This window comes from Reichenbachiella sp. 5M10 (assembly GCF_002742335.1).
Classification (GTDB): domain Bacteria; phylum Bacteroidota; class Bacteroidia; order Cytophagales; family Cyclobacteriaceae; genus Reichenbachiella.
Genome location: NZ_MDGR01000007.1, coordinates 4,594,313 through 4,607,592 on the forward strand (window position 1 = coordinate 4,594,313; position 13,280 = coordinate 4,607,592).

General features: G+C 42.7%; 10 protein-coding genes. 9 read left to right on the plus strand and 1 reads right to left on the minus strand.

What is annotated here, in order from left to right:
• Positions 1 to 26 precede the first annotated feature (26 nt).
• The 8 genes from BFP72_RS18745 (at position 27) to gldN (ending at position 8,668) form a co-directional block, all read left to right on the plus strand.
• Entirely contained in the window at positions 27 to 1,052 is a 1,026-nt protein-coding gene (locus BFP72_RS18745; RefSeq protein WP_255397259.1) for a glycosyltransferase family 4 protein, read from the plus strand.
• Complete coding sequence (locus tag BFP72_RS18750) at positions 1,045 to 2,184, plus strand: DUF4271 domain-containing protein (protein WP_099600609.1); 1,140 nt, start codon at positions 1,045 to 1,047, stop codon at positions 2,182 to 2,184. Before BFP72_RS18745 ends, BFP72_RS18750 begins: the two co-directional genes overlap by 8 nt.
• A gap of 23 nt (positions 2,185 to 2,207) precedes the next feature.
• On the plus strand, positions 2,208 to 2,993 hold the full coding sequence (locus BFP72_RS18755) for a uroporphyrinogen-III synthase (protein ID WP_099600610.1): 786 nt from the start codon (positions 2,208 to 2,210) through the stop codon (positions 2,991 to 2,993).
• Between the two features lie 89 nt (positions 2,994 to 3,082).
• Positions 3,083 to 4,054, plus strand: coding sequence for a type IX secretion system membrane protein PorP/SprF (locus tag BFP72_RS18760; RefSeq protein ID WP_099600611.1), 972 nt, complete (start codon positions 3,083 to 3,085; stop codon positions 4,052 to 4,054).
• A 186-nt stretch (positions 4,055 to 4,240) separates the two neighbouring features.
• Positions 4,241 to 5,296 (plus strand): SUMF1/EgtB/PvdO family nonheme iron enzyme, encoded by a 1,056-nt coding sequence (locus BFP72_RS18765; RefSeq protein WP_099600612.1) that lies wholly within the window; start codon positions 4,241 to 4,243, stop codon positions 5,294 to 5,296.
• Positions 5,297 to 5,335: 39 nt separating this feature from the next.
• Complete coding sequence (gene gldL / locus BFP72_RS18770) at positions 5,336 to 6,166, plus strand: gliding motility protein GldL (RefSeq protein ID WP_099600613.1); 831 nt, start codon at positions 5,336 to 5,338, stop codon at positions 6,164 to 6,166.
• Positions 6,167 to 6,197: 31 nt separating this feature from the next.
• Positions 6,198 to 7,784 carry a gliding motility protein GldM gene (gldM, locus tag BFP72_RS18775; protein WP_099600614.1) on the plus strand — a complete coding sequence of 529 codons (1,587 nt, stop codon included), beginning with the start codon at positions 6,198 to 6,200 and terminating at the stop codon, positions 7,782 to 7,784.
• Positions 7,785 to 7,795: 11 nt separating this feature from the next.
• Positions 7,796 to 8,668 carry a gliding motility protein GldN gene (gene gldN, locus BFP72_RS18780; protein ID WP_099600615.1) on the plus strand — a complete coding sequence of 291 codons (873 nt, stop codon included), beginning with the start codon at positions 7,796 to 7,798 and terminating at the stop codon, positions 8,666 to 8,668.
• A 173-nt stretch (positions 8,669 to 8,841) separates the two neighbouring features.
• Here gldN and BFP72_RS18785 read toward each other — a convergent pair whose 3' ends face one another.
• Positions 8,842 to 11,730, minus strand: coding sequence for a response regulator (locus tag BFP72_RS18785; RefSeq protein ID WP_099600616.1), 2,889 nt, complete (start codon positions 11,728 to 11,730; stop codon positions 8,842 to 8,844).
• A gap of 176 nt (positions 11,731 to 11,906) precedes the next feature.
• On the opposite strand from BFP72_RS18785, the gene BFP72_RS18790 reads away from it, so the two are divergent.
• Positions 11,907 to 13,274, plus strand: coding sequence for an Ig-like domain-containing protein (locus tag BFP72_RS18790; protein WP_099600617.1), 1,368 nt, complete (start codon positions 11,907 to 11,909; stop codon positions 13,272 to 13,274).
• Positions 13,275 to 13,280: the final 6 nt, after the last annotated feature.

Below are 13,280 nucleotides of genomic sequence, written 5' to 3' on the forward strand. Positions count from 1 at the left end.
CTTACTTTGACAGCCAAATCCAGTATATGATTGAATCACTACTTATTTTCTTTTGGGCACTTCTATTGTCCATGTTTTCGATCCCGACCATCATCAGCGTAGCACATAGCAAACGGATCTTGGATGAACCTGATTTTAGAAAGCACCATGATATCAACACGCCGCGATTGGGAGGGTTAGGTGTTTTTGCGGGCTTCATGACTGGAGTAGCTATTTTTGGAGAGATGACGATGGGTGTGCAACAATTGCTCGCAGGGAGTTTGATCATATTTTTTGTAGGGGTCAAGGATGACATCAATGGGGTGTCGGTATTCAAGAAATTTTTTGTACAAGTACTGGCCGCAGGCATCGTGCTGTTTTATGCCGATATCCGTATCACGAGTTTTCAAGGCCTTTTCGGGGTGTATGATTTGGATGTAGGGATCAGTTACGCCTTTACTTTTTTGGTCATCCTCTGCGTGACCAATGCAGTCAATCTTATCGATGGTGTCAATGGTTTGGCAGGAACAATCGTTGTAATTATTTGCTTAACTTTTGGCGTGTATTTCTTCCTGTATGGAGTCAGGGGATATGCCTTTGTCGCGTTTGCTTTGGCAGGAGGTATGGTGGGGTTTCTACGGTACAATCTGGGAGAGGCCAAGGTTTTTATGGGTGACACGGGGGCATTGGTCAGTGGGTTTATTATATCGATACTGGCGATTCATTTTATCGAGATGAATACTGTACAAGCTGCACCGGCATTGACCATTGGGATACTTTTTGTGCCGATATTCGATACGGTCCGGGTGTTTCTAATTCGTGTGTACAACGGTGTTTCTCCTTTCATGCCTGATCGCAACCATATCCACCATTACTTGGGTGACTTGGGGCTTTCTCACACGCAGACTGTGGTGTTTTTGGGCATTCTCAACCTCGTAGTGATACTTATGTTGAGGTATTATTCTTTCCTTGGCAACTCCGTATTGCTCGTATGCTTAGGAGTTTTTGCTGTGATTTTCAGCGTGGTGCTGGAGTTTTTGGTTCGCAGACGCAAGAAGCATAACCATGCGTAATTTAGTTTCCTTCTTTTTTGTGGGATTACTGCTGCTAATAGGGCAAGCGGCTTGGGCGCAAAAGACCCTGCACGTTGTAGAAGACCTGAAGTATTCTTGGAAGAGCTACGACGAAAAGTTGGAGCAATGGATACCCTATTTGAGTACTTCGGAGAGTCATGCTGTAGCAGTAGTCTTGGATTTGAATGACTACCAAGGTAGCGAACTATTGTTGGTTTGCCCTGAGGGATACTCTCTATTCATACAGGGGCAATTGGTTCATGTGACTGCTGATTCTGATTCTTTGTTTTGGTCCATAGATAGTTTGAAGGAGGCCTACCGTTCGCCTCGTATACGTGTAGGACTGTTTAGCCAGCAGTGGCAAGCGGCACAGGTTCAGACACAAGTGGTGCGTAGGGCGGAGCACTTGCTTTTTGAAGGGGAGGGCTTGATGCACTATTGGACACGTGGTACGAGAAAAAACGGAGACGTGATGATCCTAAGTTCGCTTTTGATTTTTGCGATGATGGTCATTTTTAGGACGTCTTTGTATCGATCTTTTCGAGAGTACTTTTCTATTGGTCGAGCATTTGCGGTACGGCAGAGGTTTGAACTGATCGCTTCTCAGTCGCCATTCTCTTTGGTCAACATTGGATTTATGTTGCTTTATGCGCTGTTTGTGGGAGGTACGATGATCAATGTTTTGTTGAAATTTCCGGCATATGCCACTTCGACCGTATGGGGGATAGAACTGTCCAGTGCGTCAGCGGTCATGGCCGGGGTATATGCGTCTGGGGGAGCATTTGTAGCGATTTTGCTCAAGGCTCCATTGATCGAAGTTTTGACCCGGGTGTTCAATTTTCAAAAGTACAGTGAGGTTCACTTCTTTGCTTATTTCCGACTGTCTCTCTTGATTGCTTTTTTTAGTTTTTTAGGGAGTATTCTTTTGTTTGTTTCTTCGTACTCAGTTTCGCTGTATCTGTTTGAGGTGTTTCAGTGGGGGGTGTTGAGCCTGTTGGTTACGAGGCTGGTATTGATGTATTTGGTTTTAAATAACCACTATAGTTTTCGAAAACTACATTTAATTTCCTACCTTTGCAGCTCAGAAATTATCCCACTGATTATTTTCGTAAAAACTCTTTTAGGTAAATAAATAGTTCACAAAAGGTCATAGGAATGAGTGAAGAATTATTGACAGAAAACAAGGCTAGATTAAAGAAAGTAGAAAGTATACTGGTGTCGCAACCTAAGCCTTCGGACGACAAGTCCCCTTATGTCGCGCTGGCAGAAAAGTACAACTTGAAAATTGATTTTAGGCCCTTTATCCAGATCGACCCAGTCGACATCAAGGAGTTTAGAAAACAAAAAATTGACATCCTAGGCCATACGGCGGTGATTTTCACGAGTAGAAATGCCGTAGATCATTTCTTTAGGTTGGCCACAGAGAGCAAAGTTGAGATTCCTTCTGACATGAAGTACTTCTGTATTTCTGAGCAGACGGCCAACTATCTCCAAAAGTATATCGTGATTCGTAAGAGAAAGATTTTTACTGGAGAGCGTACAGCAGGTGACTTGATTGAGATTTTGAAAAAGCACAAGAATGAGAAGTTTATCTTCCCATGCTCCAATATTAGAAAAGACGACATTCCAAGTTTTCTCGAAGAAGGAGGTTATACGTATTCTGAAGCGATCATCTACAAAACTGTTGCTAGTGATCTATCAGATCTAGATGATGTCAAGTATGATATCATTGCTTTCTTTAGTCCTTCTGGAATTAATTCACTATTGGTCAATTTCCCTGACTTCAAACAAGAGGATACACGTATCGCGGCATTTGGTCCCACGACTGCAAAGGCCGTGCATGACGCAGATTTGATTTTGGATATTGAAGCGCCTTTGCCGAATGCACCTTCTATGACAGGAGCAATAGAGCTCTATATCAAGGCGGTGAAGAAGGCCTAAGACATTCATTCGCAAAAGCTAAAACAAAGAAGAAATTGTAGCTGTTTTTTCTTATAATTACTTTTCATTCTTTGTTTTAACTTTTTGTCATGCCAAATCGGATTTTATTGCTTCTGTCAATATGTTTCTGCGTCCATTCCGCATCTGGACAGCAAGATCCGGTTTTCAGCCATTTCATGTTCAACCCTTACTATGCTAGTCCAGCTTTGACGACTATGGATGGGGTCTCTAGTGTTTCGCTCATCAGTCGAAACCAATGGACAGGTTATGAGACCTCTTTTGAGAATGAAGGAGGAGCTCCTACGACACAGTTTCTCAATTATTCATCCCTCCTGCGTATCAAAGATACAGCATTAGGAATAGGAGGGACCTTCATCTATGATGAGTTGGGCCCACGCCAGGACGTCTATGTGCAGCTGTCTCTAGCCTATCACTATGATATGCCGAGAGGACGGGTGAGTTTTGGGCTGAGACCGACTTTGGTTAATCGGAGATTGGACTTTACAGCGTTGGTCGCGGTAGATCCCGATGACCCGACAAATTTCAACCAACTCGGGACGGAGTCTCAGTTCAAGCCTGACTTAGCCGGGGGGATAGCTTATTCCACCAATGATTATGTCGTTGCATTGGGCGTAGATCATTTGATTACCCCTGCGTTTGATTATGGAGTAGATGGCTTGGCTGCAGAGGATCCGCAGCGAATGGTTTATAGCTTGTACGCTAGTTTGAATTACCGTTTTTCTCAAGACGTGATGTTAGTGCCAGCGTTGCTTGTGAAAACCAACATAGACGGGCATAGTTATGATGTGAGTGCTCGTGCGGTCTATCAAGAGAAGCTTTGGGTAGGTTTGTCCTATCGTGATTTCGAGGCGGTTACTTTTATGCTAGGTTGCTCTTTTCTTCAAGACAAAAGCCTAAGTGTAGGCTATGCGTTTGATTATACGGTGCTTAACCAAGAGTACAAGCAGGCCACTTCGCACGAGCTTTTTGTGCGATACAATTTGCCAACTCTCAATTCTCGAACAAAAAAAATCATCAGAACCCCAAGGTTTAGGTTTTAAAAGAGCTTTTTTCGGCTTAACATTGTGATCGCAAGTATTGATTTTTATTTTCTAAATAAAAGTATAATTTTAAAGGCTGTAAATCGTGTTTCCATTTTTGGAAACATTATATTTATGGTTTGAACTATGCAATATATTTTGTGTATACTTGTTATGTTAAAAGTGTGGATATAATATTTTCGTGTTATGAATAAAATAGGTACAAGTAAAATTGTGTCATGTCTGCTTTTACTGAGTGTGTTGATTACAGGCCAAGGGTGTAGTCTGGCCAACATGTTTGGAGGCGGAGGTGACGGTTATGATGATCGAGGAGAACTGGTAGGCTCTATGGGCCGTGAAGGTTGGGAAATGGTCAGGCCGTTTGGTATGGTTTCGATCCCTCCAGGGACGTTCCATATGGGACAAGCGGATCAAGATGTGGCTGCTACGCAGATCAACTTCAACAAACAAGTGACGATCGGTCCATTCTACATGGACGACACTGAGATCACCAACAACGAATACAGACAGTTTGTGGATGAGATCGTAGAAGGATCAGAATCAGAATTGCCAGAGGGCTTTGTGACAGCTGATTTGGTTCCCGATTCTACGGTATGGGTACGTGATTTTACACACCACATGGGAGATCCGTTGATGGTGTATTATTGGTCACACCCTGCATTTGACAACTACCCAGTAGTGGGAGTCGATTGGGAAGCGGCAAAGTACTTCTGTAAATGGAGAACGGAGCACCTCAATGAATACAGAGCGGATAGAGGTTTGTTTCCAATGCCGAACTTCAGACTTCCATCTGAAGCAGAGTGGGAGTATGCTGCTAGAGGAGGTAGAGACATGAACAAATATCCTTGGGGAGGCCCATACATCAGAAACCAAAAAGGGTGTCTTTTGGCTAATTTCAAGCCTGGAAGAGGAAACTATTTTGATGATGGCTTTGCCTATACTTCTCCCGTGGCAACATTCTTTGCCAACGACTATGGACTATATGAAATGTCAGGTAACGTAGCGGAATGGTGCGAGGACGCATTTGACCCTGCTTCAATGCCACTTGTGTGGGATTTGAACCCAACATTCTTCGACGAAGATCAGCCGAAAAAAGTGATCAGAGGAGGTTCGTGGAAGGACATTGCTTATTACTTAGAAACTGGAACAAGAACGTACGAATACAAAGACTCTACTAGAGCTTCCATCGGTTTTAGATGTGCCATGACACATCTAGGAAGATCAAGTGGATCAGAGTTTTAATCAAACAAAGGAATTTAATAACCTAAAATCTTTAATAAAATGAGCGCAAAAAAAGGTGGACTAAAAGAGCTATTATTTACCACAATAATGCCCAAAGTATATGGTATTGGTGCGGCAGTTGTAATTGTCGGTGCAATGTTTAAAATTCTTCACTTACCTGGAGCGGGTGAGATGTTGGGGATTGGACTGACTACAGAAGCAATTATCTTCTTCCTCAGTGCATTTGAGCCAAAGCACAATGAAATTGATTGGTCAAAGGTCTATCCAGAATTGTCTGATGATTATGACGGACCAAGAGCTCAACCTCGAGCAGCTGTTTCAGCAGGTGGTACAGGAGTCGCTCAACAAATGGATAAAATGTTGGCAGATGCCAAAGTAGGTCCAGAATTGATTAAGAGTTTAGGTGACGGAATGAAGAGTATGTCTGAATCCGCAAAAAAATTGTCTACGATCGGTGATGCTGCAGGGGCTACCAACGAATATGCGCAAAATGTAAAGTCTGCTTCCACTTCGTTGATCAATATGAACAAAGCGTATGCTAGTACAGCGACCTCTATGGCAGCTATGGCTGATGCATCTAAGGATGCTTCTGCATTCCACGCTCAAGTACAAAATGTAACAAAGAATTTAGGAGCATTGAATGCCGTCTATGAGATGGAATTGAAAGATGCTAACAGTCACGTGAAAGCGATGAATAAATTCTATGCGAACGTTACTTCTGCAATGGAAGGAATGGCAGAAGCAGCTAAGGACACTGAAAACTTCAGATCTGGAATGACTAAATTGAACACGAACATCACGTCATTGAACAGTATCTATGGAAACATGCTTTCAGCTATGAGAGGTGGCGGAGATAGCTCTGCAAAGTAAATCGATCATTATAACCTAATAAGCAAGAATTATGGCTGGAGGTAAGGAAACACCAAGACAGAAGATGATCGGTATGATGTACCTGGTTCTGACTGCATTGCTCGCATTGCAAGTCAGTAGTAGTGTACTGGATAAGTTTGTCTTCATAAATCAAGCATTTGAAACGACTAACGCTGAAAATGGTGCAGAAAACACCAAAAAAGTAGAGTCTATTCAGAAGGCTGTAGGCGATGCGGGTAACCGTGAAGCGGATGTAGCAGTCTTAGACAAGGCAAAAGAGGTGCGTGAAAACACCAAGAAAATTTTGGCTGAGTTGGAAACCTACAAAGGAGAACTCATTGAGAGAACAGGTGGGAAAGATGAGAATGGCGTATTTCTGGGAATGAAGGATTACGATACATCATCTGCAATGTTTGTCAACGAAGGGAAAGGAGATGAATTGAAAGAGAAATTGAATTCATACTCGGCATACCTAAGAGAGACGACCAAAGATGAATCGATCAAGAATATTGCCAAGGATGCAAGCGAAATAAAGGAGTTTAAAGATGATCCCAATCAACAAAGAAAGGGGTTTGCTGAGCTGAACTTTGGACACAACACGCCGATGGCGGGTGCTTTGGCTTCACTTAGCCAATTGCAATCTGATGTCATTACTGAGGAGACTAAGGCGTTGGCTATTTTAGGAAAAGCAGTAGGGGCAGAAGATTTGAAATTTGATCAAATTGTACCTATGGTTCGACCAGAATCAAGAATAGTGGCTGCAGGCTCTGAATATGTTGCAGATATGTTCATTGCTGCCTCTTCGTCGGGGATCAAGCCAGAAATGACTTGGAACGGCAATGAGATGGAAGTGGTTGATGGTATGGGCAAGGTTAGATTTACGGCTAAGGCTAGTAACTACGATAAAGAAGGCCTGTCTGTGCAGAGTTTTATTGGAGCAATCAAGGTGAAACTACCTGGTGGTCGTGATACGGTATTTACAGATACGATTCAGTATATCGTTTCTAAGCCAGTTATTCAGATTCAATCAGCTTCTGTTCAGGCGTTGTACCTCAATTGTGGTAATGAGCTGACTGTAAATGTCCCTGCATTGGGAACGGCTTACAATCCTGCTTTCAGTGCCAAAGGTGGTCAGGCTATCAAAGGTGCCAATAGAGGTGACGTGACGATTGTTCCGAAGTCTGCCAAGGTTTCTTTGAGTGTATCTAGTGGCGGCAATTTGATTGGCACAGAGACTTTCCAAGTGAAGAGAATTCCAAAGCCTGAGATCACGGTCTATAGTGGAGGAAAAGAAGTGGATCTTAAAAGAGGGACAAAAGGAGCTCCTCGCTCGTTGAAGATTCAAGCAGTACCTGATGAAAGTTTTGCGCAGTTTTTGCCAAAAGATGCGAAGTTTAGAGTTGCTCAATCGGAGATTACTTTGGTACGCTCAGGACGTGCAGTAGTGAATATCAAACCAAAAGGACCAGACGTAAACTTGTCACAAATTGCAGGTCAGGCGAGAGCAGGAGATGCGATTGTGATCGAGGTGAAAAAAGTACAAAGAAGAAATTTCAAGGGTGAGATTGAGGATTTTCCTAACTTTGGCCCTAGAATTCTAACGGTGAGAATAAATTAAACAATTAGGTTATGAAAAAGTTATGTTATGTGTTAAGCCTTTTTGTCTTCATTTTAGCTTCAAATGTTGAGTCAGTAAAGGCACAAGAAAACGAAGCAATGGGATATAACCCAGATGCGGTTCGTCCTGTTCATGAGTCTTACAAAATGTTTAAAAAGACAATTTGGAGAAGAATGGACATGAAGGAAAAGCAAAATGCACCTTTCTTTTCTAGAAATGGAGAGTTGTCTACAATAGTGATTGAGGCGGTTAAAGCGGGTTTGCTTTTTCCCTATACCAATGATTCTGTAAACACAAGAATGTCAAAAGAGACATTTCTTGAGAACTTGAAGTTAGAAGAAGAAGGTGGAGGACTGACGGAAGAAGAAATTGCTATGGGCTTTGGTGCCGATAGTGATGATGATTTCTTCGGTGGAGGATTCGACGAGGAAGGTGGTGAGGAAGAAGAAGAAATCATGGCGGCCAATGAGTTTTCGCCGAGAGATTTCTCGATAGTTGAGATCAAGGAGGAGATGTACTTTGATAGAATGCGCTCTAGAATGTACTTCGATATGTTGGCTGTGACTATTTTCCTTCCGGCAGATAAGAATCCTGCTATGTTTGAGAAGCCGTTGGCATCATTCAAATACAAGGATCTTACTGCGTTGTTTAGAAGTATGCCGGATGAGGCCATATGGTACAATGTTCAAAATACAGCAGAACACAAGAATATGGCGGATGCTTTTGACTTGAGGTTGTTTAGCTCGAACTTGACCAAATTCTCTAATCCAGGTGACGATAGAATCGTAGACATCTACAACAAAACGAGAAGAGATGGTATCATTGCTTCTCAGCAGATAGAATACGAATTGGTTGATTTTGAAAATGAACTTTGGGAGTTTTAATCCCCTGTGTTTGTCTAAAATATGCGAAGCTCTACTGGTACCCAGTAGAGCTTTTTTTGTGTAATGTTTTGTTCCCTGAAGCGTTGGCTGTGGCGCACTTGGATCGAAACCGATGGCCAAGACTGCCCCTTTTGAAAGAGCGAGAGGAGTCATAGCTGTGACTTGAAGTAAGATTAGGCAGGGCTGCCGGGGGTGTTGTTCTGCTGATATTGTGATGGGGTCTGTTTATAGGTCTGTTTGAAAGCAGTAGAGAAATAGGACGTGCTGCTAAACCCTACTTTGAAACATATCTCACTGACGTTGAGGTTTGTGGTTTTGAGTAGCTCTTTGGCTTGTTGTAGCCGGTATCGCTTGATGTATAACTGAGGAGTGAGTCCTGTAAGTGCTTTTAGTTTGCGATACAATGTGGAACGGCTCATTTTTATCGACTCGCAGAGACTTTCCAGCGCATAGTCTTCATTGCTTATATTGTCGCCGATATGTTGTTGGAGTAATGTTAGGAAGCGTTGATCCATGCTCTGAAGAGTTGGCTCTTTTTGTACCCCTATTTCGTTGGGAGGAGTTTGATAGAAGGTCTGTAGTTTCTTTCTGTTTTGTATGAGGGTTTCTATTCTTGCAAGTAGTTCTTCTTTCTCGAAAGGTTTTGTAAGGTAGTCATCTGCTCCGCTTTTTAGCCCTTCTACTTTGTCCGAAAGAGCTGCCTTGGCGGTGAGCAAAAGGATGGGGATATGAGATGTGCTCATTTGATTTTTTAGGGTGTCTGTGAGTGTAATGCCGTCTACTACGGGCATCATCAGATCCGATACAATGAGGTCAGGCAAATGTTTGTTGGCAAGCTGTATGCCTTGCTGACCATTGGACGCCTCTAGTATGTTGTAGTTGTGTATGGGGAGGCAATTCTTTACATATTCCAGCATTAGCTCATTGTCTTCTACCAGTAGTAAGGTGAGTTTCTTTTCTTCTAGTAACGGGGAGGAGTCTAGCAGTGTCTTACCTGTAGAGGAGGTGGGTCGGGGGGTAAGTATTGCCAACGATTGTTTGGTGCCCAAGGGAAACGCTCCTGGTAGGCGCATGATGAATTTGGATCCCGTAGGAATGTTGTTTTCTACCCTCAACGTCCCGCCATGGAGTTCGATATATTCTTTGGCAATGGATAGACCAATTCCACTTCCTTGTGTGGTGTCCTTTGGATTGATTTGATAGAACCTTTCAAATATGTTTTGATGTTCAGTGATGGGGATGCCGGATCCCTCGTCTATGATTTGTATGATGCCGTGGTTGTTTTCTCGAAAGCACTTGATAGTGATGACACTCTGGTCTGGGCTAAATTTAAGGGCGTTGCTGAGTAGGTTGCTGAAGGCTCTTTGTACTTTCCTTTCATCTATGTGAATCATGAAATTGTCAATTGCCTGAAGCAATTGGATTCCTTTCCGCTGTGCCATCGGGTGGAAACGACCGATGTGTGTTTGAAAAAAGGGGGCGCTTTCGTAGTAGTTGGAGTTTAGGCCCAATTGACTAGTTTCTGATTTGGCTAGATCCAAGAGTTGGTTGATGAGATCCAGGAGGATGTTGGCGTTGTTGAGTATGTTTTGTAGAGTTTTGCGCTCCAATGCGTTGCCTGCTTTTTCAAATAGTAATTGTGTGGGGCCAATAATTAGGGTGAGCGGAGTTCGAAATTCATGAGAAATGTTGGCAAAGAATCGAGATTTTATCTGGTCCATTTTCTCTAGTTGTTTGCTTTTTTCATGGATCTCAGCGGTACGTTCGACAATTTTTTGCTCTAGTATCTGGTTTTGTGACTCTACCAACTCACGTCTCTTCATCTCACTTTGTTGTATGGCTCGTTCTGTGGCTAGTTGTTTTTCCTGGTTCTGTTTATTCACCTCAAAGAACCTAAGAAGTAGTCCAGCGAAAAGGAAAAAGGATTGTACAGTAATGACGGCAAGCACGTCATACAGTTGAAGAAAGAGGTCGTTTTCAATAAGGCCAAAGTACCCTAGGATGTACCAAACCAATAAAAAAACCAATGCACTCATGGCCATGAGGTAAAAGTAACTCGGTCGATATCGATTTCTAATGGCGTGATAGTACCCTGGTATCGTGACGAAACAAGCCACTAGCGCATTGAGGTAGAGAAGGTCGTAAAATACACTATAGAAAAAGCTGAAAGAGGTTAGACCAACCTGAATGACGAACAAGCCTTTTAATACGTTGGCAGTGGTGGGGGTGTATTCGGGCATTCGAAGGTAATATATCGGCACGTACATATGAGCTAGGATGGTCATGGCAGCAAGCCCATCATCAATGTAGCCATTGATGTATGGAGCGCGGTTTAGGAATAGATAAAGTGTGTAGCCCTCGAAGGTAAAGGTGAATAGTCCTGATATGCCAATGAGGATAGCTGTAAGTAAATAGAGCTTGTCGAGGCTGATTGAATATAAAGCCAAGGCAAAGAAGAGGAGAAGGAGGGTGGCACCAAAGAAGACACCGTTTTTGGTAGGAGTAGGGAGATTGTTTGTTTTGAAAGGTTCACTGGCCTCCATATACATGGTGCTTAAACTTCGGTATTCCTTGGATACTTTTCTTTGGCAGTCGGTACGCAGGTATAGGCTGTGATGCCCAGGAGGAACGGAGACAGGTACGATAAGAGAGGTGCTCATGAACTCATGAAAGGGTCGTTGATCGAGGGCTACCATTTCTCCTGTGTGACTTTTCCAAATGATGCTGTCTTGACTATCCACGAGGTAGAGTTGTGCGTAGTCTGTATAGTGAAAGAGGTTAAAGTAGTACTCTTGATTTACGGTGTCTGGATTGATAATGTAGCCTTTGCCCCATTGTACGGTTTGCGATTCGTTAAAATCTATTCCTGTTTGAAAGTTACTGTCTGAATAATCAATCAATTCACGGATGTCAAACCCCTCTTGTCGATGCAGCGGGAGCACTGCTATGTGTTTTTCTAGCCCATAATAGGACTTGTCGGCGGACAAGATCATCGGTGCGATATTTCCCAATACTCGAAAGGACAAGAACAGGAGAGTCAAGGTTGGAAGAGAGTACTTCATTGATGCAAAATAAATAAAAGCAGACAATGGTGGACCTTGTGATACGCTGTATAGGCTATATGACACGTCATTGAAAGGATTGAAACCTCAGTGAAAACAGGCAATAGGCTTTTTGATTCATTTTTGAAGTACTGGTGAGAGCATGTTTAGCCAGTTGATCAAATAAAAAAAGAGATATGAAAAAGGTTGAAAAAACAAAATGGAGAGTACTCTATGGTTTGCTACTAATTTTTATGATGAATGCTTGCATCACGAGTGAGGATGTGAAGCCGGAAAATGATGACGATGACAATGATGAAGAAGTCATAGATGAAGAAAACGATGAGACTGTTGACTTGGCTGTATTGGGTGTGACACCAGCAGATGGTAGTACAGACGTAGATCCAAACCTTGCGGAGATTTTGATTGAGTTTTCTAAACCGATTGACTTAGGTACGGTTGAGAATAGCACCTTCTCTTTGGCTCGTGAGGGAAGTAATACGACTGAATATGCTACCATCACTCAGTCTGGAAGTACTGTCATTTTCAAGTTTGATAACCCAGGTTTGGATGAAGGCTATACCTATTTTTTGAGGATTACCACTGGGGTAAAGGACAAGGAAGGCAATGCGTTGTCCGAAACGTTTTCTTCCACTTTTACCATCAGTGGAGACAATGATCGTCCGACATTGGAGAGTTCGTCTATAGGGTTAGGGGGTGTTGATGCGGATGTAGAAGCAAATACTTCTATCGTACTTACATTTAGTGAAACGATTGATTCGGGATCTTTGAGTGGTATTACATTGACAAATACGGATGACAATACAGAGGTAGAGATGGAGGTCTCCCAAGAAGGGAGAAAGGTGACGTTGTCCCCATCAGGTATGAAGGAAAATACCAATTATTTTCTCGTCATTCCTCAAGGGTTGGCTGATTTAAGTGGGAATACTCTGTATGCTATGATTAGGATTAGGTTTAAAACCGCTAAAACTCCAGTTGATTTGCCTGAGTGGTACGAAGGTCTTTGGTACGATAGTGCGGGTAAACTGGCCTTTCAAATTGACCTTGGAGCGACAGAAAGCACCATTTTTGTGGATGGTGCGGCGTATCGCTTTGATAGCAAGAATGTAACAAAGCTAGAAGATCAATTCGAAAACCGTAAGTATCAAGTTGATACGGAGTTTGGCTCTGTCTCCAAGGTTTTTTATTTGAGAGATGTTGGAAACACGAATAAACTCGAGGTTTCACATGTGTCATCAGATTCTCATTATATAGAACATGCCAAGGTGAATGCTCAGACCGTGAACCATGTCGAGTACTCTGATTTTGGTGGGGGATCTTTTTCTCAAGAGGTGTATGGTACATGGTACGAAAGAGATAGCAATGGGAATGTTAAAAATTCCTTTACTATGACCAACCGTGGACAGTGGTCGGTGTATTTGGAGGATTCAAGAGGGAAACTGAGAATAGACCTACATACAGAGGCCATTTATTGGGAGCCAGTGGGGTATAGTGAGAGCAAATTTGCAGACATCAGTGTCATGGCGAATAGTTCTCCATACTAGACAATA

Bases quoted from the DNA above. Each gene is read 5' to 3' on its own strand.
- BFP72_RS18745 (WP_255397259.1), top strand. From the start codon at position 27: ATGATTGAATCACTACTTATTTTCTTTTGGGCACTTCTATTGTCCATG.
- BFP72_RS18750 (WP_099600609.1), top strand. From the start codon at position 1,045: ATGCGTAATTTAGTTTCCTTCTTTTTTGTGGGATTACTGCTGCTAATA.
- BFP72_RS18755 (WP_099600610.1), top strand. From the start codon at position 2,208: ATGAGTGAAGAATTATTGACAGAAAACAAGGCTAGATTAAAGAAAGTA.
- BFP72_RS18760 (WP_099600611.1), top strand. From the start codon at position 3,083: ATGCCAAATCGGATTTTATTGCTTCTGTCAATATGTTTCTGCGTCCAT.
- BFP72_RS18765 (WP_099600612.1), top strand. From the start codon at position 4,241: ATGAATAAAATAGGTACAAGTAAAATTGTGTCATGTCTGCTTTTACTG.
- gldL (WP_099600613.1), top strand. From the start codon at position 5,336: ATGAGCGCAAAAAAAGGTGGACTAAAAGAGCTATTATTTACCACAATA.
- gldM (WP_099600614.1), top strand. From the start codon at position 6,198: ATGGCTGGAGGTAAGGAAACACCAAGACAGAAGATGATCGGTATGATG.
- gldN (WP_099600615.1), top strand. From the start codon at position 7,796: ATGAAAAAGTTATGTTATGTGTTAAGCCTTTTTGTCTTCATTTTAGCT.
- BFP72_RS18785 (WP_099600616.1), bottom strand. From the start codon at position 11,730: ATGAAGTACTCTCTTCCAACCTTGACTCTCCTGTTCTTGTCCTTTCGA.
- BFP72_RS18790 (WP_099600617.1), top strand. From the start codon at position 11,907: ATGAAAAAGGTTGAAAAAACAAAATGGAGAGTACTCTATGGTTTGCTA.